Below are 18,550 nucleotides of genomic sequence, written 5' to 3' on the forward strand. Positions count from 1 at the left end.
ATGAACGGATCGCCCGGACACTCGATGCCGACTTCTACTTCGCGCATCCCTATGCCTCTTGGGAGCGCGGCGCCAACGAGAACATGAACGGCCTCATCCGGCAGTTCTTCCCGAAGAAGCTGCGCTTTGATTCCATCACCCCTCATCAGATCGCTTTCGCCATGCATCGACTCAACCATCGGCCCAGAAAATGCCTCGGCTTCAAAACACCACACGAGGTCTTCATGACGCAGCTACAATCGCGTCATAACGTCGTTGCACTTCAGACTTGAATCCGCCAGAACAGATTAGAGGGAACGAACGCTTATAAGAAAACTCGGCTGCGACAAGGAGTTGGGCGATTCTTACTTGTGGATAGATCCGACTCTATCCCCCCCTTCCTCGGGTGCTATCCCCCTTCACCTTCCGGTTCTGTCCCCCCGCCTTCGTGTTCTATCCCCCCGCTTGTTCGGATTCTATCCCCCACGCTTCCGCCTCGCTGTCTTTCCTCGCAGGTGTTTTTGCTGGGATGCCGTAGGGGCGCGATTTACGCACACCAGACCGCCGCCGCCGATCTCCCAGGCGAAATGTTGTCCGGCCTGACTACTGACATTCTCCAGCGCGCATAGGGCCGGTATAAGGCTATCGTCTCGCCATCCGAGCATGGCCTTGTGCCGCTCCGCGTCGGTCTTCGCGCGCTCTCCAGATTCACTGCCGCAGAGGCGATGCAGCGTTTCGACTTTGTAGGGGATGGGCGCGGCGTGTGTCGAGTAGAAGCCGTGAAGCCATTGCGCCAGCGGGTGGCCGATGAGGGCATGCCGGATACCCCAATCGACTCGCGTGTAGCTGTCGCGATTGAAGAGCGCCTTCATACGCGGATTCAGGATTACCACGTAGCGGCTATTCGTGTTGTCACGGAAATATTCGTCGATCAGCGAACCGCCGTAGGTGTAGGGGCCTTGTGTGACTTCAACGGCTGTGGCCGTCAGCCTGGCGAGTACCTTCCGCAGCCATTCGCGGTCACTCTTTCCGATGTTATCGCCGCTCGGACCACCTCGGCCAATCAGGCGGAGAAACCCTTTCTCAGTGAACTCGATCCGGTTGCCCAGTTTGACCGTGCGCGCCAGGTGCAGCGCGCCCTCCCATACGTCGAGGTCGGATTGGTCGAGCCGTGGGCCGGTGTAGATGATGGAAACGCCTTTGAGGCAGGCGATGGGTTCGCGCTCTATGAAGCGGCGTTTGCCGCGCTTGATCGCGCCGAACAGCGCCGAACGAAGCACGCCATTGGGAACGCCCCGCACTGGTTCCGGCCAAAGCGGCAACTGTGGGTCGGCCAAGGCGCGCTCGATGCTTCGCTGACGAACGGCCGCGAGGAGGTCTGTAGACGCAAAAGCTTGGCGCGGCCTGGCCGCGCTCGTTATCGGGGAATCCATCGCTCAAGCGCCTGTGGAAACCGTGGCCTGGCCGATGCCTGATTCTTTGGACTGCTGGCGCTGCCGTGCGACCTGTTCGGCCTTGGTGGGCCGTCCTCGTTTCGGTCTTGCATTGTCGCTGGCTGACAGGGCCGCGAGAGCAGCAGATTTGCCGTGAATGTGTTGGGCGATCCAGCCTTCTACATCCTCAATGCGCCATAGGAGCCGCTTGGTACCGGGAAGGCGACAAATCGGCGGTAGCGAAGCGGGATTTCGGGTGGCGTCGCTGCGGATGCTGGCGACAGATTTGTGAAGGTACTTCGAGAGCTGTTCTACTGTGAGTAGCGCTTGCATGGGGCGTGACCTCTTCGGGCCATGCTGGCTGAACCAGCTTGGCTCGAACGAGTCCGCGGCAGCCATGGAGTTTTGTCAGGTTCGTTGACTTTGCCAAGCAACGAGAACTTTCACCATGGCGGGGTTGTGCCCCATTTCGGTCCACTCTCCCCGAAGTGCTGCGCTTTGGCTCCGGCCTCATTCTGACCGGCGGCAACACTCTCAAGGGCGATTGCCTTACGGCATCTTTTCTAGCACCCAACTACGTCCGCTTTTCGTTGGGTGGTTCCTGGACGGCCCGCGCCTTCGGCTCTGTTGACCATCGTCAGATTGCCATCTGACATGATCGTTTTTATTACTGCCGAAGATCTCGTTACGTTTCCCCAGTGCTTCCAAGGCCAGAATAACTGCAAACGTAAGCAGTGTCGAGCATTTGAACGATTTCGCGGCGACCCACATTGCCACAATTTCGCCACATCAATACTGCCAAACAACGCCTCTTAAAGCAAAACAACGCACCACAATGCAAGATACAATTCGTTGTTTTTAATGAAATACTTGGTGGAGAGGAGGAGGATCGAACTCCCGACCTCCGCATTGCGAACGCGACGCTCTCCCAGCTGAGCTACCGCCCCACGTGCGGCGGGATTATAGCCTCAGCGGGGCCATGCGGGAAGCGCGACGAGGCGGTTGGGCAGGTTGGGCAAAAAGCGGGCGAGGAGCCAGCCGAGCAGCACACCGCCGCTGTTGGCCAGCGCATCGAGCAGGTCGGGCATGCGGCTGGGGGTGAAGCCTTGCAGTCCTTCGATGGCGATGCCGAACAAGACCACGGCGAGGGCGAGCTTCCGGCGCTGGCGGACGACGAGTTGCGCCCACCAGAACATCAGCGCGGCGTAGCCGGTCAGGTGGACGATCTTGTCGGCGTGGCCGGCGCTGTCGCCCAGTGGGGGTGGCATCAGCGAGACTACCAGGGTGATGGCGACGCCGAGCCAGCCGCCTGCCCGCCACAGGCGCTCGATCACGGCTGGCGCTGCGCCCAGCGCAGCATGGCGATGCCGGCGACGACCATCGGCAGGCTCAGCCACTGCCCCATCGACAGGCCCAGCCCCAAGAGGCCGAGGAAGCTGTCGGGCTCGCGCGCGAATTCGGCGAGGAAGCGGAACACGCCGTAGCCGATCAGGAAGACGCCGGAGACGGCGCCGACCGGGCGCGGCTTGCGCGCAAACCACCACAGGACGGCGAACAGCAGCAGGCCTTCGCCGGCGAACTGGTACAGCTGCGAGGGGTGGCGTGCAATGCCGTCGGCCGCCTGCGGGAACACCATGCCCCACGGCAGGTCGGTGGCGCGCCCCCACAGTTCGCCGTTGATGAAGTTGCCGAGCCGCCCGGCGGCGAGCCCCAGCGGCACCAGTGGGGCGATGAAATCGGTGACGGCGAGCCAGCGCAGGCGGTGGCGGCGCGCGAACAGCGCCATCGCGATGATGACGCCGAGGAAGCCGCCGTGAAAGCTCATGCCGCCCTCCCACAGCTTGATGATGTCGAGCGGGTGGGCCAGGTATTCGGCGGGTTTGTAGAACAGCACGTAGCCGAGCCGGCCGCCGAGGATGACGCCGAGCACGCCGTAGAACAGCGCGTCGTCGAGCATTTGCGCGTTCCAGCCGGTCCACGGCCGGTGCGCGATGCACCAGCGCCCGAGCAGGATGACCTGGATGAAGGCGACGAGGTACATGAGGCCGTACCAGTGGACGGCGACGGGCCCGAGCTGCAGGGCGACGGGGTCGAATTGCGGATGGACGAGCATGTATAAGGGGGCCAGGAGTCAGGGGTTAGGGGCTAGGGGTTTGGCGAAGCGCCCGGGTAAAATGCGAGGCTGATTATAGATTGAGTGAGCATCATGCCTGACTACCGTTCCTGGACCACCACCCGCGGCCGCAACATGGCCGGTGCCCGTGCGCTGTGGCGCGCCACCGGCATGAAGGACGGCGATTTCAACAAGCCCATCGTTGCCATCGCCAACTCGTTCACCCAGTTCGTCCCGGGCCACGTGCACCTCAAGGACATGGGCCAGCTGGTGGCGCGCGAGATCGAGGCGGCCGGCGGCGTGGCCAAGGAATTCAACACCATCGCGGTCGACGACGGCATCGCCATGGGCCACGGCGGCATGCTGTATTCGCTGCCGAGCCGTGACCTCATCGCCGACTCGGTCGAATACATGGTCAATGCCCACTGCGCCGACGCGCTGGTGTGCATTTCCAACTGCGACAAGATCACCCCCGGCATGCTCAACGCCGCGCTGCGCCTCAACATCCCCACCGTGTTCGTCTCCGGCGGGCCGATGGAAGCGGGCAAGGTGGTGTGGGACAAGCAGACCATCAAGCTCGACCTGGTCGACGCCATGGTGTCGGCGGCCGATGCGGCGTTCAGCGACGACAAGGTCGAGCAGCTGGAACGTTCGGCCTGCCCGACCTGCGGCTCGTGCTCGGGCATGTTCACCGCCAACTCGATGAACTGCCTGACCGAGGCGCTCGGCCTTTCGCTGCCCGGCAACGGCTCGCTGCTGGCGACCCACGCCGACCGCCGCAACCTGTTCCTCGCCGCCGCGCGGCTGATTGTCAGGAACACGCGCCGCTACTACGAGGACGGCGACACCCGCGTGCTGCCGCGCGCGATTGCCAGCTTCGACGCCTTCGAGAACGCGATCGCGCTTGATATCGCGATGGGCGGCTCGACCAACACCGTGCTGCACCTGCTCGCAGCCGCGCACGAGGCCGGTGTCGACTTCACGATGGCCGATATCGACCGCATGAGCCGCCGCGTGCCGCATCTGTCGAAAGTCGCGCCGTCGATCCAGACCTACCACATGGAAGACGTGCACCGCGCCGGCGGCGTGATGGCGATCCTGGGCGAGCTCGAGCGCGGCGGACTGGTGCACCGCGACGTGCCGACGGTGCTGATGAAGACGCTGGGCGAGCAGATCGACGTCTACGACATCCGCCGCACCAATGATAAAGATGTGAAGGACTACTTCCGCGCCGCGCCCGGCGGCGTGCCGACGCAGACCGCGTTCTCGCAGGACCGCCGCTTCGCCAGGCTCGACGACGACCGCGCCAACGGCTGCATCCACGACATCGAGCATGCCTACTCGAAGGACGGCGGCCTCGCCGTGCTGTACGGCAACCTCGCGGCGGACGGCTGCATCGTCAAGACCGCGGGCGTCGACGAACACATCCTGAAATTTTCGGGCCCTGCGCGTGTGTTCGAATCGCAGGACGCCGCGGTCGAGGCCATCCTCGGCAACAGGATCATTGCTGGCGACGTCGTGGTGATCCGCTACGAAGGCCCGCGCGGCGGCCCCGGCATGCAGGAGATGCTGTATCCGACCAGCTATATCAAGTCCATGGGCCTCGGCAAGGCCTGCGCGCTGATTACCGACGGCCGCTTCTCCGGCGGCACCTCGGGGCTGTCGATCGGCCACGCTTCGCCGGAAGCAGCCGAAGGCGGCAACATCGGTCTGGTCGAGGAAGGCGACTTGGTCGATATCGACATCCCGCAGCGCACGATCAGCCTGCGCGTGACCGACGCCGAACTGGAGCGCCGCCGCGCTGCGATGGATGCCAGGGGAGCCGCCGCGTGGAAGCCGGTCAACCGGGTGCGCAGCGTGTCGGCTGCACTGCGCGCCTACGCGGCGATGACGACCTCCGCCGCCTTCGGTGCGGTGCGCGATGTCAGCCAGGTCGAGCACCCCAGCGAGGCGCAGGCGCACGCCGATCCGCTGGCGCGCTTCGCCATTCCCGGCCAGCTGAGTTTCCGCGTTGGCGCCGGCGGACTGACCTACGCCGACATCGACAACCACGGCGGCCGCGCGACGCTCTGCCTGCAGGGCGCGCACGTGGTGAGCTTCCGCCCCAAATCGCAGGCGGAACCCGTAGTGTGGGTGTCCGACGCCGCCAAATTCGCCGCCGGCAAATCGATCCGCGGCGGCGCCCCGGTGTGCTGGCCGTGGTTCGGCGCGCACGCCAGCGAGGCCAGCTACCCGGCGCACGGTTTCGCCCGCACCGTCGACTGGAAGGTCACCGGCAGCCGCAAGCGCAATGACGCCAGGACCGAGATCACCCTGCAGCTGGTCGACACCCACCAGACCCGCAGCCAGTGGCCGCATTCAAGCCGGCTGACGCTGACGGTCGTCGTCGGCGACAAGCTGGAGATGCGCCTTGCCACGACCAATACGGGCGATGCGCCGCTGCAGGTCGGCGAGGCGCTGCACACCTATTTCCACGTCAGCGACATCGGCGCGGTGCAGGTCACCGGCCTCGAAGGCAGCGACTACCATGACAAGGTCGACAATTTCGCGCGTAAACAGCAGCGCGGCGCGATTGCCTTCGGCGGTGAAGTCGACCGCGTCTACGTCGATACGCCGGCCGACTGCGTCATCGTCGACCCGGGCCTCAAGCGCCGCATCCGCATTGCCAAAACCGGCTCGCTGTCCACCGTGGTATGGACACCGTGGACTGAAAAGGCCGAGAAGATGGGCGACATGGGCACAGGCAAAACAGGCGCCGGCTGGCGCGAAATGGTCTGCGTCGAATCGGCCAACGCGATGGACAACGTCGTCACCGTGGCGCCGGGCGAGACCCACACGCTGGCGGTGACATATAGCGTGGAAAAGCTGTAAGGCATTTCATCCGCGAATAAGGGTTTTGATGAATTTCTTCGCGTTCCTTCGCATCCTTCGCGGATAAGTGTTTTTCAAACCAAGGAGCAAACATGCGCGTGATTCTGGTGGCCAATCCAAAGGGCGGCAGCGGCAAGACCACGCTGTCGACCAACCTGGCCGGCTATCTGGCCGCCAGGGGCGAACGCGTGGCGATGCTGGATCTCGACCGGCAGAAATCCGCCACCCACTGGCTGGCGATGCGCGACATGGCGCTGCCCGACATCGGCTTGCTGCGCGAAGGGCAGAAGGACGGTAGCGACTGGCTGGTGATCGACTCGCCCGCCGGTCTGCACGGCAAGAATCTCGAACGCGCGCTGAAACTGGCGCACAAGGTGGTGGTGCCGATCGCCCCTTCGCTATTCGATATTCGCGCCAGCCAGGATTTTCTCGCCGCGCTGCATGCCGAAAAAGCGGTACGCAAGGGCCATGCCTTCGTCGCCGTGGTCGGCATGCGCGTCGATCCGCGCACCCGTGCTGGCGTCACGCTGGAGCAGTTCATGGCGCAGCAGGACCTGCCGGTGCTGGCCTATCTGCGCAACACCCAGCACTACGTCAACGCCGCGTTCGAGGGCAAGAGCCTGTTCGACCTGCCGCACCATGTCGCCGAGCGCGACGTCGAGCAGTGGCAAGGGCTGATCGGCTGGCTGGAGCGCTGATTTGATCTTGTGCCCCTCCCCGTTTGCGGGAGGAGGCAAGCGAGCGCGGCGCGCACCCGACCGATTAATGCGTGGCCGGCTTCATCAGGTTGACCACCTGCGGCTTGACGGTGCTCTTGGTCGTCGGGCAGGCGCCCTCTTCGGAGACGCCGAGCTGGCGCTCGGCATCGGTCAGCAGGTTGATCACGTCCACGTAGAACTTGTCGTTCGCCATCATGCGTGCGGTGCGGCCACCTTCGTTGGCGGCGAGCACGTCGGCGCCGTTGTTGATCAGCCATTCCACCACCGAGGCGTCGCCGCCGCCGGCGGCCAGCATCAGCGGGGTGATGCCGAAGAAGATGCGCTCGTCGAGCGAGGCGCCGGCCCGGTGCAGCACTTCGATCACCTCGACGTAGCCATGCCCGATCTCGCCGTTGTAGGCGGCCTTGGCGAGCGCGGTCCAGCCCTGCTGGGCTTTGGCATTGACGTCGGCGCCGGCGGCGATCAGGGCCTGCACCGCCGCGATGTGGCCGCCATGGGCGGCGTGCATCAGCGCGGTTTCGCCGGCCTCGTCGGCGGCGTCGCGGGCCGCACCGGCCTCAAGCAGGTTCTTGATCTGGGCGGCATCGCCCGAGCGGGCGGCGGCGAATAATTCTTGCGACATGGGGGGCTCCTGCGTTTTAAGCGATGGGCAGTGAGCGTACAATTGTTGACCGATTTTATCAACTATTATTGAGGTGCGCACCAGGCTTGAATGCCGTCTCGCCGACGGCCCGCCTGTCCTGCTTGGTGCCGAAGCCAAAACACCGCCATGCCCAATCGTCTCGCCACCGAACCCAGCCCCTATCTGCTGCAGCACGCCGACAACCCGGTCGACTGGTATCCGTGGGGCGAAGAAGCCCTGGAAAAGGCGCGCCGCGAGGACAAGCCGATCCTGCTGTCGATCGGCTATTCGGCCTGCCACTGGTGCCACGTGATGGCGCACGACTGCTTCGAGGACGCCGAGGTGGCGGCGGTGATGAACCGGCTGTTCGTCAATATCAAGGTCGACCGCGAGGAACGCCCCGATCTCGACCAGATCTATCAGGCCGCGCACCAGCTCTTGGCCCGGCGTGGCGGCGGCTGGCCGCTGACGGTGTTTCTCGCTCCCGATCAGACGCCGTTTTTCGCCGGCACCTATTTTCCCAAGACGCCGCGCTACATGTTGCCGGGCTTCATCGACCTGATGCAGAAGGTCGACCGCACCTGGCGCGAGCGGCGCGACGAAGTGCTGGCGCAGAACGCAACGGTGCGCGAAGCACTGGCGCAGCAGCAGCCGGTGGCGGGCATCGCCCAGGGCCTGAGCGATGCACCGTTTGCCGCGGCGCTGCGTGATCTGGCGCAGGCCTTCGATCCGGTGTGGGGTGGATTTTCGCGCGCACCCAAATTCCCGCGTCCGGGCGAACTGTTCTTCCTGCTGCGCCAAGCCAATCGGGATGAAGGGCGGGCCCAGCGCAGCGGCAACGCCGAGGCGCGCGAGATGGCGCTGCTCACCTTGCGCAAGATGGCTTCCGGCGGTGTGCGCGACCAGCTCGGCGGCGGGTTCTGCCGCTATTCTGTGGACGCGCAGTGGGCGATTCCGCACTTTGAAAAAATGCTCTACGACAACGGCCCGCTGCTGCATCTGTATGCCGATGCCTGGGCGCTGACCGGAGAAACGCTCTTCAAGGACACGGCCGAGGGCATCGTCGACTGGCTGCTGCGCGAGATGCGCGCGCCGGACGGCGGCTTTTATTCCGCGCTCGACGCCGACAGCGAAGGCCATGAGGGCAAGTTCTATGTGTGGACACCGGACCAGGTGCGTGCGCTGCTGCCAGCCGGGGAATACGCAGTGGCGGCGCCGGTGTATGGCTTCGACCAGCCGCCGAATTTCGAGAACGCGAACTGGAACCCGATCCTTGCGCGCCCGTTGCACACGGTTGCGGCCGAGTTGGGACTGACCGCAGAGACGGCAGCGGCACGGCTGGCACGCGCGCGCGCCACGCTGTTTGCCGCGCGCGAAACCCGGGTGCGGCCGGGGTGCGACGACAAGCAGCTCACCAGCTGGAACGCGTTGATGATCGCCGGGCTGGCGCATGCCGGACGGGTGATGAGCCGTGCCGACTGGGTGGAGGCGGCGCATGCGGCGGCCGATTTCCTGCGCCGGAATCTCTGGCGCGACGGCCGTCTGCTTGCCAGCTTCAAGCACGGCGAAGCGCGGCTCAATGCCTATCTCGACGACCATGCGTTCCTGCTTGATGCGCTGCTGGAAAGCCTGCAGGCCGGCTATCGCGAAGCGGACATGGACTGGGCATGCGAACTCGCCGATGCGTTGCTGGCGCATTTCGAGGATGCCGAAGCAGGGGGCTTTTACTTCACCAGCCACGACCATGAAGCACTCATCACCCGTCCCAAGCCGGGCTACGACAACGCCATGCCATCGGGCAACGGCGTCGCTGCGTTTGCGCTGCAGCGGCTCGGGCATCTGCTCGGCGAAACGCGTTATATCGACGCCGGCATGCGCTGCCTGAGGGTGTTTTACCCGCATCTGAGTCAGCAGCCGGTCGCCTATCCGACGCTGCTGGCCGTGCTCGACGAAGCGCTGGTGCCGCCACGGGTGATCCTGCTGCGCGGCCCGGAATCCGCCCTGCGCACATGGGTGCAGGCGCTGACACCGAAACTCGGTGCGCGCGACATGCTGCTGGCCTTGCCCAATGGCTTGAGCCTGCCGCAGGGGCTGGCGAAGCCGGAAGCGGATCGCCCCACTGCCTGGATCTGCAGCGGAACGGCGTGCCAGCCGCCGCTGACCGACCTGGCCGGCGTAATGGAATAAGGGGTTTATCAGCATTTGCTATTAGGAGCCTGTAGCGGCGCCTGCTATCAAGTAGACAGTCCGTCCGTCATCAGGAGCAATCATGCGCATACATCCCGGGACCGCAGTTTTCCATCCACAAGCGGCCAGCATGAATCTGCCGGGCATTCGCAACGTGACGTTCGATCAACCGCTGCACTGGCTGCGCGACGGCGCAAGGGATTTTGCCCGGGCGTGGCCGCTGAGCCTGTTCTATGGAGTCGTCTTCGCGCTGCTGGGCTACGCCTTGGTGCATGCTGCGGAGGGCAGGCCGCATCTGGCGATGGCGCTGGCTTCGGGCTTCCTGTTCGTCGCCCCGCTGCTGGCCACCGTGTTTTATTGTCTGAGCCACCGGCTGGAGCACCACCACAAGCTCCCCAGACTGTTCGTTCCCCTGCTGTCATGGCGCAGCAATCCATCCTCCCTGGGGCTGTTCGCCGTGATGCTGGTATTCGTCCTGATTTCATGGGAGCGCATTTCGGCAATCCTGGTGGGGCTGTTCCTCAACGGTTCGGGCATCGGCGGCCTGTCCGATCTGCTCAGCATCGGTGCGGTGCAGCAGCATACCGATTTCGTGCTGGCCTACCTGGCATTCGGCGGCGTGCTGGCGCTGATGATGTTCAGCCTCTCGGTGGTGTCGCTGCCGATGCTGCTGCACCGCAAGGTCGATTTTGCTACCGCGCTGGTCACCAGCTTCATGGCGACCCGGCTCAACTTTCCGGTGATGCTGCTGTGGGGAGCGTTGATTGCAGGCCTGATTGCGGTCGGGATGGCGACGGATTTCGTCGCCATGGCGGTGATTTTCCCCTGGCTTGGGCATGCCAGCTGGCATGCCTACCGTGAACTGGTCGAACACGAATAACCACGAATAACAATGTTTTACCGGGCTTGGTAGCAAAAAACCAGGCCCGTGTCTTGCGCGGCGGAGGATTTTCCTTAATATGGGAGGCGCGGTAGTGGCTAGATATATAGCGCGCGCTCAACTCGACCTCCACGGAGACACTGTAATGATGAAGAAATGGATAATGACTGCAGCATCCGCTGCCCTGCTGGCGATGTCCGGCGCCGCTTCTGCCGATTCCGAGCAGGCGCTGGCCCAGAAAAACGCCTGCATGTCCTGCCATGGCGTGGACAAGAAAATTGTGGGCCCTGCTTTCAAGGACGTGGCCAAGAAATATGCCGGCGACAAGACCGCGGAAGACAAGCTGGTCGCCAAGGTGAAAACCGGCGGCAAAGGGGTGTGGGGGCCGATTCCCATGCCGCCGAACGCACAGGTCAAGCAGGAAGATGTGGAGAAGATTGTGAAGTGGGTGTTGAGCCTGAAGTGATCTGAAGACGTGCCCGAGCAAAGGCCGGCCCATGGGTCGGCCTTTGCTTTTCCGGAAGGGACGCACGTGCAGCGCAGCCCGTTAGGGCCACAAGTTTGTTATCGTTGCCGCCGATAACAAATTATTTCAATGGGGTCAGGCGGTGGTTCATCTTTATCGGTTCTTCGCATTCGCAGCCGCAGCGCTGTTTTCGCAGTTCGCCCAGGCAGCCGAGCCTGGCCGAATCGACGCCTTCTTCGGCAGCCTGAATGGCTATCTCGCCAGCGTCATCTTCTACGACGTGTTTCCCGGCGAACCGTCGATGCCTTTCATCGTCGCCTGGCTGATAATCGGCGCGGTCTACCTGACCCTGCGCTTCAGCTTCGTCAACCTGCGCATGATGCGTCACGGATTCAGGGTGTTGCGAGGCAAGTACCATACGGCGGACGACAAGGGCGAGGTGAGCTCGTTCCAGGCGTTGACCACCGCGCTTTCCGCCACGGTCGGGCTCGGCAACATCGCTGGCGTTGCGATCGCGATTTCGATCGGCGGGCCAGGGGCCACGTTCTGGATGATCGTCGCAGGCTTTCTCGGCATGACCACCAAATTCACCGAGGCCACGCTGGCGCAGCGCTACCGCGAAGTGCGTCCCAACGGACACATCATGGGCGGCGCCATGGAATACCTGTCCAAGGGTTTTGCCGAATTCAATCTGCCGCGCACCGGCAAAGTCCTGGCCGGCATGTTCGCCGTGTTCACCGTGCTCGGCTCGTTCGGTGCCGGCAGCGCGTTCCAGGTGAGCCAGTCGCTGGGCGCGGTGCAGGAACAGATCCCTTTCTTCAACGACACGCCGATCGCCTACGGCCTCATCATGGGGGTGGCGGTGGGTGTGGTCATCATCGGCGGCCTGCGCCGTATTGCCCACACCGCCGAAGCGGTGGTGCCGAGCATGATCCTGATCTACCTGGCGGCCTGCCTGTGGATCATTCTGGGTAATATCGACCAGCTCCCGCAGGCGATCGCCAAGATCGTCACCGAAGCCTTTGCGCCGATCGCGGTGGCGGGCGGCATGGTGGGCGCGCTGGTGCAGGGTTTCAAGCGCGCAGCGTTCTCAAGCGAGGCCGGCCTCGGCTCGGCCGCGATCGTGCACTCGACCGCTTCGGTCAAGTACCCGATCCGCCAGGGCATGGTCGCGCTCTACGAGCCCTTCATCGACACCATCATCATCTGCACCATGACTGCGCTGGTCATCGTCATCACCGGCGTCTACAACGATCCGGCCACCCTGGCGATCCGTGAGGCGAGCAAGGGGGCGGCGCTGACCTCGGTGGCGTTCGCCACGGTGTCGGACTGGTTCCCGGCCATCCTCACGCTGTCGGTGGTGCTGTTCGCGTACAGCACCATGATCTCGTGGTCCTACTACGGCGAGCGCTGCTGGGCCTATCTCTTCGGCGAACGGACCTCGATTGCCTACCGGGTGGCCTTCCTCGCGTTCATTGTCATCGCCTCGGTGGCGAGTGCGTCCAACATGGTCGACTTCACCGACCTGTTGGTGCTGGCGATGGCCTTTCCCAACCTGTTGGGGCTTTACCTGCTGAGCGGCAAGGTGCGGGCGATGCTGACCGACTACCAAAACAAGCTGAGAAGTGGCGAACTCGACCGCGAAATCTTGAAGGACTGAATACCGCCTGGCCGACGCCAGTTCAGCGAGGGGTCGAGTTGAAGCGGTGCAGCCGGCGCTCGGTCAGCACCGCGTCGAGCGGCATGTCCCACGGTTCGTGCGGCAGCGCCTCCACCCGCTGGCATTCGTAGGCGACACCCACCAGGCGCGGCTTGCGCCACAGCCGCCGGTACTGCATGAAAGCCAGTGTCGCATCGTAGTAACCGCCGCCCATTCCCAGTCGATGGCCCTGCAGATCGAATCCCACCAGCGGCATCAGCAGCAGGTCGAGCTGGCGCGCGCGCAGCGGCTTTGCATCCAGCGGCTCGGGAATGCCGTAGCGGTTCGGCGACATGCGCGTGTTGCGCCCGACGTGTCCGAAGCGCATTACCCGTCCACGGCGCGGCAGAATCGGCAGATAGCAGTCGCGCTGCATGCACAGCGCCTGATTGAGCAGGGGGTGAACGTCGAACTCGCCGCCCTGCGGCAGATAGAAACCGATGCGTTGCGCGCGCAGCAACAGGCCGTGGCGCAGCGCCAGCCGCAGCGACGCGCGCGCGGCATGACGGCGCTCGGTCGGTCGCATCGCGTTGCGTGCGGCCTTGAGCTGGCGTCGCAGGGTGGATTTATTCATCAAGGGGTAAGGCTCCCCGCCTGTGCCGTGACTGGCTGCGGACTCTTGAACCGGGGTCCAAGATGGCCGCGTTCAAAGACGCTTTGGGCACATGAAACGTGTCACGCGCACACCTGCATCGGAATAGACCGCAGCCTTGCACGTATGCATTGGTTCAGAGAAATTGCAACCAGCCTCGAACACCGCAGGGAACGTCTCTAGTTTAGAAGAGTTTGTCCTGATCTTCCAGCACTGAATCGAGCAGGCTGTTGCAATGCGCCAGGCGGTCGCGTGCTTCCTCGGCCAGCCCGCCGCCGCCCTGAGTCAGCAGTTCGTGTGCTAGGTTCAGTCCCGTCATGATGGCGATGCGCTCGGCGCCGATTACCTTGCTGTTGTCGCGGATCTCGCGCATTTTTTCATCGAGATAATCGGCCGCTGCGATCAGCGCGGATTCTTCCTCGCGCGAGCACGCTACCTTGTAGGCGCGGCCGAGGATGTGGATTTCGATGGAACGCGGGCCGGCCAATCAGACGTCCTCCGGCAGCGTTTCGAGCAGCGCCTGCAGCCGGCTTTTGGCGGCGTCCAGCCGGGACGTCAGCTGTTTGCCGTCCTGCTGCGCGGCCAGCAGCTGCTGGCGCAGGGCGATGTTTTCCTGCCGCAGCGTGTGGCAAAGCGCGGCCACCTGGCGGATTTTAGCTTCGAGGGTCTCGAGTTCGGCTTGCATTGCGGGACTATAGGGGGCGATGTGCGGCCGGTCAATCCGGCCCGTATAATGCGCGCCTTCAGGTGCCGACGCGGCTTTCCGCCGCCGAGGATAAACGGGAAACAGGTGCGCGATCTTGTCGCCATGCCTGTGCTGCCCCCGCAACGGTAAGCGCTAAACGGTCCATCACACAGCCACTGGGTTCGCCCGGGAAGGCGATGCACTTCAGGCGCGAGCCCGGATACCGGCCTGGACCCTGCCGTCGTTGCGGCAGCGGATCGTGCAACGCGCCTGCGGGGAAGCAGGCGCCTAAACCGGAAGTCATCATGCGTCAAACCTCTCTTGCGCTCGCCCTCGGCGTCGCCCTCGCTTCGCCCGCTCACGCGGAAGCCTTGTCGGAATATGTCTGGGATACCATTGTCGTTACGCCGAGCCGTTTTCCGCAAGCGCTTTCCGACCAGGCCGCCAACGCCACGGTGATCACCCGGCAGGACATCGCGGACAGCCCGCAGGCCACACTGCCGGAAATCCTGGCGCAGCAAGCCGGCATCGGCATGCGCGACCTGTACGGCAACAATGCGGCCGCCAGCACGGTCGACCTGCGCGGCTTCGGCGCCGCGGGCGACCAGAACACCCTGATCCTGCTGGACGGCCGCCGCCTGAATGACATCGACCTCTCGGCGATCGACTGGGCGGCGCTACCGCTTTCTACCATCGAGCGCATCGAGATCGTGCGCGGCGGTTCCAGCGTGCTGCATGGCGCGGGCGCGGTGGCCGGTGTCGTCAACATCATCACCCGTTCCCCGCTCAGGATGTCAAACCAGGCAGCCGCCAAGGTGCAGCTGGGCAGCTTTAGTACCCGGAACGCCCAGTTGACCGGCAACCTGGCGAGCGACACGGCGGGTCTCCGCATCACCGCTGACCATTTCCGCTCCGACGGCTGGCGCGACAACAATGCAAGCACACAGCGCAGCCTCAATGGCGATGCGCGCTGGAAACACGACCGCGGCGAACTGGTCTTCAAGTTCGGCGGTGCAACGCAGGAGACACGCCTGCCCGGCCCGCGCACGGTCGAGCCCGATATCGGGCTGAATGAAGTGGCGACCGACCCGGAAGGCACCCACACCCCGCTCGATTGGGCGAAGCGCAAGAGCTACCAGGCGGGGCTGAACGGCAGCTTCGAATTCGGGCGCACTGACGTGATGCTCGATCTGGACTACCGCAACAAGCAGCAGCAGGCCTACTTCGATTTCGGCGGGTTTCCCGAATTCAAGGATGCCGATCTCGACATGTGGAATTTCTCGCCACGCGTGCGACGGCCGTTCGAAGCGGGCGGCATCGCGCACAGCCTGGTTCTGGGCGCCGACGTCCAGCGCTGGGATTACCGGCTGCGTACGTCGAACGCCCCGGCCAACATTGGCACGCCCATCAATAGGGTGGCGGCCGTGCAGAATTCGACCGGCCTGTATGTGCGCGACGAGATGCAGCTGAATCCGGCCACGAAATTTTCGCTGGGCGGCCGCTACGAGTGGTTCGAGATCGATGCGGACGACCGGTTCGACGCGGCAGCGCCGGGCGGCCTGTTCGGCAGCGGAGCGCTGGCCGGCAGCCAGAACGAGGCCGAATATGCCTGGGAAATGGGGATCCATCACCGCCTGAATCCGCAACATGCGCTGTTTGCGCGGCTGGCGCGCAGCTTTCGCTTCGCCACGGTGGACGAAGTGTATGGATTCTCGCCCGGCTTTACGCACGAATTCCAGTTTCTCAAACCGCAGACTTCGCAGGATGTCCAGGCCGGCTGGGAGTGGGGCAGCGGCGCCAGCCGGCTGCGTACCGCAGCGTATTACATGCGGGTGAAGGACGAAATCCACCTCGACACCTACACGACGGGCATCGGCAATACCAATTTCTCGCCGCTGCGGCGTTATGGTGCGGAATTCGAAGCGTATGACCGTCTGGGTCCGGTGGTTCTGCGCGCGGCCTATACGCTCGCCTTTGCGGAATTTACCGACGGCATGCTGGATGGCGTCGCGCTCAAAGGCAGGGAAGTTCCGCTGGTTCCGCGCCACAAGCTGTCGCTCGGCGCAGTGTGGCATATCGATGAGCAGACCCGGCTGTCCACCGACGTCCAGTATGTCGGCAATCAGCGCATGGAAAACGATGAGCCCAATCGCTTCAGCCAGAAAATTCCAGCCTACACCCTGGTCGATCTCAAGCTGATGCGGCAGGTGGGAAACTGGCAGTTGGCCGTTGCGCTCAACAACGTGTTCGACACGGACTATTACAGCTATGCCGTGCACAGCACGAGCAACACCGACCGCTTCAACGCTTACCCCCTGCCGGGTCGCAACGGCTGGGTGAGTGTCGAGTACACGTTCAAATAAGCGGAGCGAGGGGCGATAATGCGCGGATGTGTGACTTTCGTTCACCTGTCGATGGACGTGTTTCGTGAGTGCTGAATCGGCCCCGTCCGATCGCAGCGCCCGCCACGCTGCCCGCATGGCGCGCAAGAAGGCGCTGATCGACGCCGCCATCGCCTCCGCCACCGACGCGCGCGGACTGCTGCTCGTCATCACCGGCAACGGCAAGGGCAAGAGCACCGCAGCCTTCGGCATGGTGGCGCGTGCGCTCGGCCACGGCATGAAGATCGGCGTGGTGCAGTTCATCAAGAGCCGCACCGATACCGGCGAGGAGGCCTTTCTCGGCCGCCAGCCCGGCGTCGAGTGGCACGTCACCGGCGACGGTTTCACCTGGGACACGCAGAACCGCGAGCAGGACATCGCCACCGCCCGCCGCGGCTGGGCGATTGCCGCGCGCATGCTGGCCGATCCGTCGTACCAGCTGGTCGTGCTCGACGAGTTGACCTATCTGTTGAGCTACGGCTATCTCGACGCTGACACGGTGCTCGATGCGCTGGCGCAGCGGCCGCCGATGCAGCATGCCGTCGTCACCGGGCGCGCCGCGCCGCATACCCTTACCGAACTGGCCGATACGGTGTCGGTCATCGCCGACGAAAAGCATGCGTTTCGCGCCGGAGTCAAGGCACAGCCCGGTATCGATCTGTAGGGCCGCAGGCGCGGCGTCATCATCCTGTAACCGCGCTGCCATACAACGCAGGTTTTCCTCCTGCCGGAGTCTGCCGTGCGTATCCTGATGGTATCCGACGTGTATTTTCCGCGCGTCAACGGCGTGTCGACCTCGATCCAGACCCTGCGCCAGGCGCTGGCAGTGGCGGGACACAGCAGCGTGCTGGTGGCGCCGGACTATCCGGCCACGGTGGCCGAGGCCGGCATCGTGCGCGTTCCCGGCTGGCCCATTCCACGCGACCCGGAAGACCGCCTGATGCATCCGCGTGCGCTCGCCGCGGCGCTGGATGCGCACAGTCCCGCAGACTTCGATCTCGTCCACATCCACACGCCGTTTCTCGCCCATCGCGCCGGCGTGCGCTGGGCGCGCAGACATGGCCTGCCGTGCGTCGAGACCTACCACACGCTGTTCGAGGAGTATTTTCATCACTACCTGCCGTTCCTGCCCAAGTCCTGGCTGGCGGCGGCTGCGCGGCGGATTTCGCGCAAGGAATGCGATGGCGTCAGCGCGGTGATCGCGCCGTCGTCGGCGATGAAGAATACGCTGCTGGCATACGGCGTCAGCCGTCCCGTCCACATCATCCCAACCGGGCTCAGGCTGGCCGATTTCGACCACTGCGACGGCCCCGCGTTTCGCGCCCGTCATGGTATTGCGCCGGAGCATCCGGTGATGGCCTATGTGGGGCGGGTGGCGTTCGAGAAGAACCTGGAGTTCCTGCTCCGGGTGACCGAACAGGTACGACACAGCCTGCCCGACGTGCGGTTCGTCATTGCCGGCGAAGGCCCGGCACGCGGCGCACTGGAGCGCGCGGTGGCGAAACGCGGCCTCTCCGGCAACGTGCGCTTCGTCGGCTACCTAGAACGCAAAACCGAACTGCCGGCCTGCTACTGTGCAGCGGATGTGTTCGTCTTCGCCTCCCAAACCGAAACCCAGGGTCTGGTGCTGCTGGAGGCGATGGCGCTCGGCGTGCCGGTGGTCGGCCTGGCCGAGATGGGCACCAGGGACGTGCTGCAGGAAGGGCAGGGCTGTCGCATCGCGCCGGACGATGTCGCAGGCTTTGCCCGGGTGCTGTTGCCGCTGCTGGCCGACCGCGCGGCGGCGCAGGCGCTCGGCGCGGCCGGCAAGGCCTACGCGGCGAACTGGAGCGAGGCGCGCATGGGCGAAACCATTCTAGCGCTCTACCAGAGCCTGCAACCGGAGGCCGCATCCCGACCCAGGCTGCGCGCGGCATAATCGCG

The 18,550-nt window shown here is 64.3% G+C and carries 18 protein-coding genes, 1 tRNA gene, 1 other RNA gene and 1 riboswitch; of the genes, 10 read left to right on the forward strand and 10 right to left on the reverse strand.

Annotated elements, in window-relative coordinates:
- Positions 1 to 272: IS30 family transposase (locus B059_RS21445; RefSeq protein ID WP_018078270.1), on the forward strand; the 272-nt coding region annotated here is incomplete at its 5' end.
- A 183-nt stretch (positions 273 to 455) separates the two neighbouring features.
- On the opposite strand, the gene trfA is transcribed toward B059_RS21445, so the two are convergent.
- The 5 genes from trfA to lgt form a co-directional block, all read right to left on the reverse strand.
- The gene (gene trfA, locus B059_RS18955; RefSeq protein WP_081601612.1) at positions 456 to 1,412 is read right to left on the reverse strand and encodes a plasmid replication initiator TrfA; all 957 of its coding nucleotides are present in this window, start codon (positions 1,410 to 1,412) and stop codon (positions 456 to 458) included.
- Positions 1,413 to 1,415: 3 nt separating this feature from the next.
- Complete coding sequence (locus B059_RS20350; RefSeq protein WP_081601618.1) at positions 1,416 to 1,745, reverse strand: hypothetical protein; 330 nt, start codon at positions 1,743 to 1,745, stop codon at positions 1,416 to 1,418.
- A gap of 538 nt (positions 1,746 to 2,283) precedes the next feature.
- Positions 2,284 to 2,359, reverse strand: a tRNA-Ala gene (locus B059_RS0110815).
- Positions 2,360 to 2,380: 21 nt separating this feature from the next.
- Complete coding sequence (locus B059_RS0110820; protein ID WP_245538782.1) at positions 2,381 to 2,809, reverse strand: VanZ family protein; 429 nt, start codon at positions 2,807 to 2,809, stop codon at positions 2,381 to 2,383.
- The gene (gene lgt, locus B059_RS0110825) at positions 2,743 to 3,525 is read right to left on the reverse strand and encodes a prolipoprotein diacylglyceryl transferase (protein WP_018078273.1); all 783 of its coding nucleotides are present in this window, start codon (positions 3,523 to 3,525) and stop codon (positions 2,743 to 2,745) included. Before lgt ends, B059_RS0110820 begins: the two co-directional genes overlap by 67 nt.
- Positions 3,526 to 3,618: 93 nt before the next feature.
- Between lgt and ilvD the strand changes: the two genes are divergently transcribed.
- Together ilvD and B059_RS0110835 are read left to right on the forward strand one after the other, a co-directional pair.
- Positions 3,619 to 6,396 (forward strand): dihydroxy-acid dehydratase, encoded by a 2,778-nt coding sequence (ilvD, locus tag B059_RS0110830; protein ID WP_018078274.1) that lies wholly within the window; start codon positions 3,619 to 3,621, stop codon positions 6,394 to 6,396.
- Between the two features lie 92 nt (positions 6,397 to 6,488).
- Positions 6,489 to 7,094 carry a ParA family protein gene (locus B059_RS0110835; RefSeq protein WP_018078275.1) on the forward strand — a complete coding sequence of 202 codons (606 nt, stop codon included), beginning with the start codon at positions 6,489 to 6,491 and terminating at the stop codon, positions 7,092 to 7,094.
- Positions 7,095 to 7,158: 64 nt separating this feature from the next.
- Here B059_RS0110835 and B059_RS0110840 read toward each other — a convergent pair whose 3' ends face one another.
- Complete coding sequence (locus tag B059_RS0110840) at positions 7,159 to 7,737, reverse strand: ankyrin repeat domain-containing protein (RefSeq protein WP_018078276.1); 579 nt, start codon at positions 7,735 to 7,737, stop codon at positions 7,159 to 7,161.
- A 147-nt stretch (positions 7,738 to 7,884) separates the two neighbouring features.
- Between B059_RS0110840 and B059_RS0110845 the strand changes: the two genes are divergently transcribed.
- The 4 genes from B059_RS0110845 (at position 7,885) to B059_RS0110860 (ending at position 12,930) form a co-directional block, all read left to right on the forward strand.
- Positions 7,885 to 9,924, forward strand: a complete 2,040-nt coding sequence (locus B059_RS0110845) for a thioredoxin domain-containing protein (RefSeq protein WP_018078277.1) — start codon at positions 7,885 to 7,887, stop codon at positions 9,922 to 9,924.
- An 82-nt stretch (positions 9,925 to 10,006) separates the two neighbouring features.
- Positions 10,007 to 10,804 carry a DUF2189 domain-containing protein gene (locus B059_RS0110850; RefSeq protein WP_018078278.1) on the forward strand — a complete coding sequence of 266 codons (798 nt, stop codon included), beginning with the start codon at positions 10,007 to 10,009 and terminating at the stop codon, positions 10,802 to 10,804.
- Between the two features lie 145 nt (positions 10,805 to 10,949).
- Entirely contained in the window at positions 10,950 to 11,270 is a 321-nt protein-coding gene (locus tag B059_RS0110855; protein ID WP_018078279.1) for a c-type cytochrome, read from the forward strand.
- A 142-nt stretch (positions 11,271 to 11,412) separates the two neighbouring features.
- Positions 11,413 to 12,930 carry an alanine/glycine:cation symporter family protein gene (locus B059_RS0110860; protein WP_018078280.1) on the forward strand — a complete coding sequence of 506 codons (1,518 nt, stop codon included), beginning with the start codon at positions 11,413 to 11,415 and terminating at the stop codon, positions 12,928 to 12,930.
- Between the two features lie 22 nt (positions 12,931 to 12,952).
- Here the strand turns inward: B059_RS0110860 and B059_RS0110865 are convergent, their stop codons facing one another.
- The 4 genes from B059_RS0110865 to B059_RS0110875 all read right to left on the reverse strand — a co-directional run bounded on the left by B059_RS0110865 (position 12,953) and on the right by B059_RS0110875 (position 14,246).
- On the reverse strand, positions 12,953 to 13,543 hold the full coding sequence (locus B059_RS0110865; protein WP_018078281.1) for a 5-formyltetrahydrofolate cyclo-ligase: 591 nt from the start codon (positions 13,541 to 13,543) through the stop codon (positions 12,953 to 12,955).
- A 9-nt stretch (positions 13,544 to 13,552) separates the two neighbouring features.
- Positions 13,553 to 13,737, reverse strand: a non-coding RNA gene (ssrS, locus tag B059_RS20355) — 6S RNA.
- An 8-nt stretch (positions 13,738 to 13,745) separates the two neighbouring features.
- Positions 13,746 to 14,048, reverse strand: coding sequence for a cell division protein ZapA (locus B059_RS0110870; protein WP_018078282.1), 303 nt, complete (start codon positions 14,046 to 14,048; stop codon positions 13,746 to 13,748).
- Positions 14,049 to 14,246: a hypothetical protein gene (locus B059_RS0110875; RefSeq protein WP_018078283.1), complete on the reverse strand. Its 198-nt coding sequence runs from the start codon at positions 14,244 to 14,246 to the stop codon at positions 14,049 to 14,051.
- Between the two features lie 43 nt (positions 14,247 to 14,289).
- Positions 14,290 to 14,492, forward strand: a riboswitch (cobalamin riboswitch).
- 59 nt (positions 14,493 to 14,551) lie between these two features.
- Between B059_RS0110875 and B059_RS0110880 the strand changes: the two genes are divergently transcribed.
- The 3 genes from B059_RS0110880 to B059_RS0110890 all read left to right on the forward strand — a co-directional run bounded on the left by B059_RS0110880 (position 14,552) and on the right by B059_RS0110890 (position 18,545).
- Positions 14,552 to 16,609, forward strand: a complete 2,058-nt coding sequence (locus B059_RS0110880) for a TonB-dependent receptor (protein ID WP_018078284.1) — start codon at positions 14,552 to 14,554, stop codon at positions 16,607 to 16,609.
- A 64-nt stretch (positions 16,610 to 16,673) separates the two neighbouring features.
- Positions 16,674 to 17,291 carry a cob(I)yrinic acid a,c-diamide adenosyltransferase gene (cobO, locus tag B059_RS0110885; protein WP_026177455.1) on the forward strand — a complete coding sequence of 206 codons (618 nt, stop codon included), beginning with the start codon at positions 16,674 to 16,676 and terminating at the stop codon, positions 17,289 to 17,291.
- Between the two features lie 75 nt (positions 17,292 to 17,366).
- The gene (locus tag B059_RS0110890) at positions 17,367 to 18,545 is read left to right on the forward strand and encodes a glycosyltransferase (protein WP_018078286.1); all 1,179 of its coding nucleotides are present in this window, start codon (positions 17,367 to 17,369) and stop codon (positions 18,543 to 18,545) included.
- The last annotated feature ends 5 nt before the right edge of the window (positions 18,546 to 18,550 follow it).

The organism is Thiobacillus denitrificans DSM 12475 (assembly GCF_000376425.1).
In the GTDB taxonomy this organism is placed as follows: Bacteria; Pseudomonadota; Gammaproteobacteria; order Burkholderiales; family Thiobacillaceae; genus Thiobacillus; species Thiobacillus denitrificans.

What these genes read in the sequence shown, in the direction of transcription:
- trfA (WP_081601612.1), bottom strand. Translation starts at nt 1,412, where the DNA reads ATGGATTCCCCGATAACGAGCGCGGCCAGGCCGCGCCAAGCTTTTGCG.
- B059_RS20350 (WP_081601618.1), bottom strand. Translation starts at nt 1,745, where the DNA reads ATGCAAGCGCTACTCACAGTAGAACAGCTCTCGAAGTACCTTCACAAA.
- lgt (WP_018078273.1), bottom strand. Translation starts at nt 3,525, where the DNA reads ATGCTCGTCCATCCGCAATTCGACCCCGTCGCCCTGCAGCTCGGGCCC.
- ilvD (WP_018078274.1), top strand. Translation starts at nt 3,619, where the DNA reads ATGCCTGACTACCGTTCCTGGACCACCACCCGCGGCCGCAACATGGCC.
- B059_RS0110835 (WP_018078275.1), top strand. Translation starts at nt 6,489, where the DNA reads ATGCGCGTGATTCTGGTGGCCAATCCAAAGGGCGGCAGCGGCAAGACC.
- B059_RS0110840 (WP_018078276.1), bottom strand. Translation starts at nt 7,737, where the DNA reads ATGTCGCAAGAATTATTCGCCGCCGCCCGCTCGGGCGATGCCGCCCAG.
- B059_RS0110845 (WP_018078277.1), top strand. Translation starts at nt 7,885, where the DNA reads ATGCCCAATCGTCTCGCCACCGAACCCAGCCCCTATCTGCTGCAGCAC.
- B059_RS0110850 (WP_018078278.1), top strand. Translation starts at nt 10,007, where the DNA reads ATGCGCATACATCCCGGGACCGCAGTTTTCCATCCACAAGCGGCCAGC.
- B059_RS0110855 (WP_018078279.1), top strand. Translation starts at nt 10,950, where the DNA reads ATGATGAAGAAATGGATAATGACTGCAGCATCCGCTGCCCTGCTGGCG.
- B059_RS0110865 (WP_018078281.1), bottom strand. Translation starts at nt 13,543, where the DNA reads ATGAATAAATCCACCCTGCGACGCCAGCTCAAGGCCGCACGCAACGCG.
- B059_RS0110875 (WP_018078283.1), bottom strand. Translation starts at nt 14,246, where the DNA reads ATGCAAGCCGAACTCGAGACCCTCGAAGCTAAAATCCGCCAGGTGGCC.
- B059_RS0110880 (WP_018078284.1), top strand. Translation starts at nt 14,552, where the DNA reads ATGCGTCAAACCTCTCTTGCGCTCGCCCTCGGCGTCGCCCTCGCTTCG.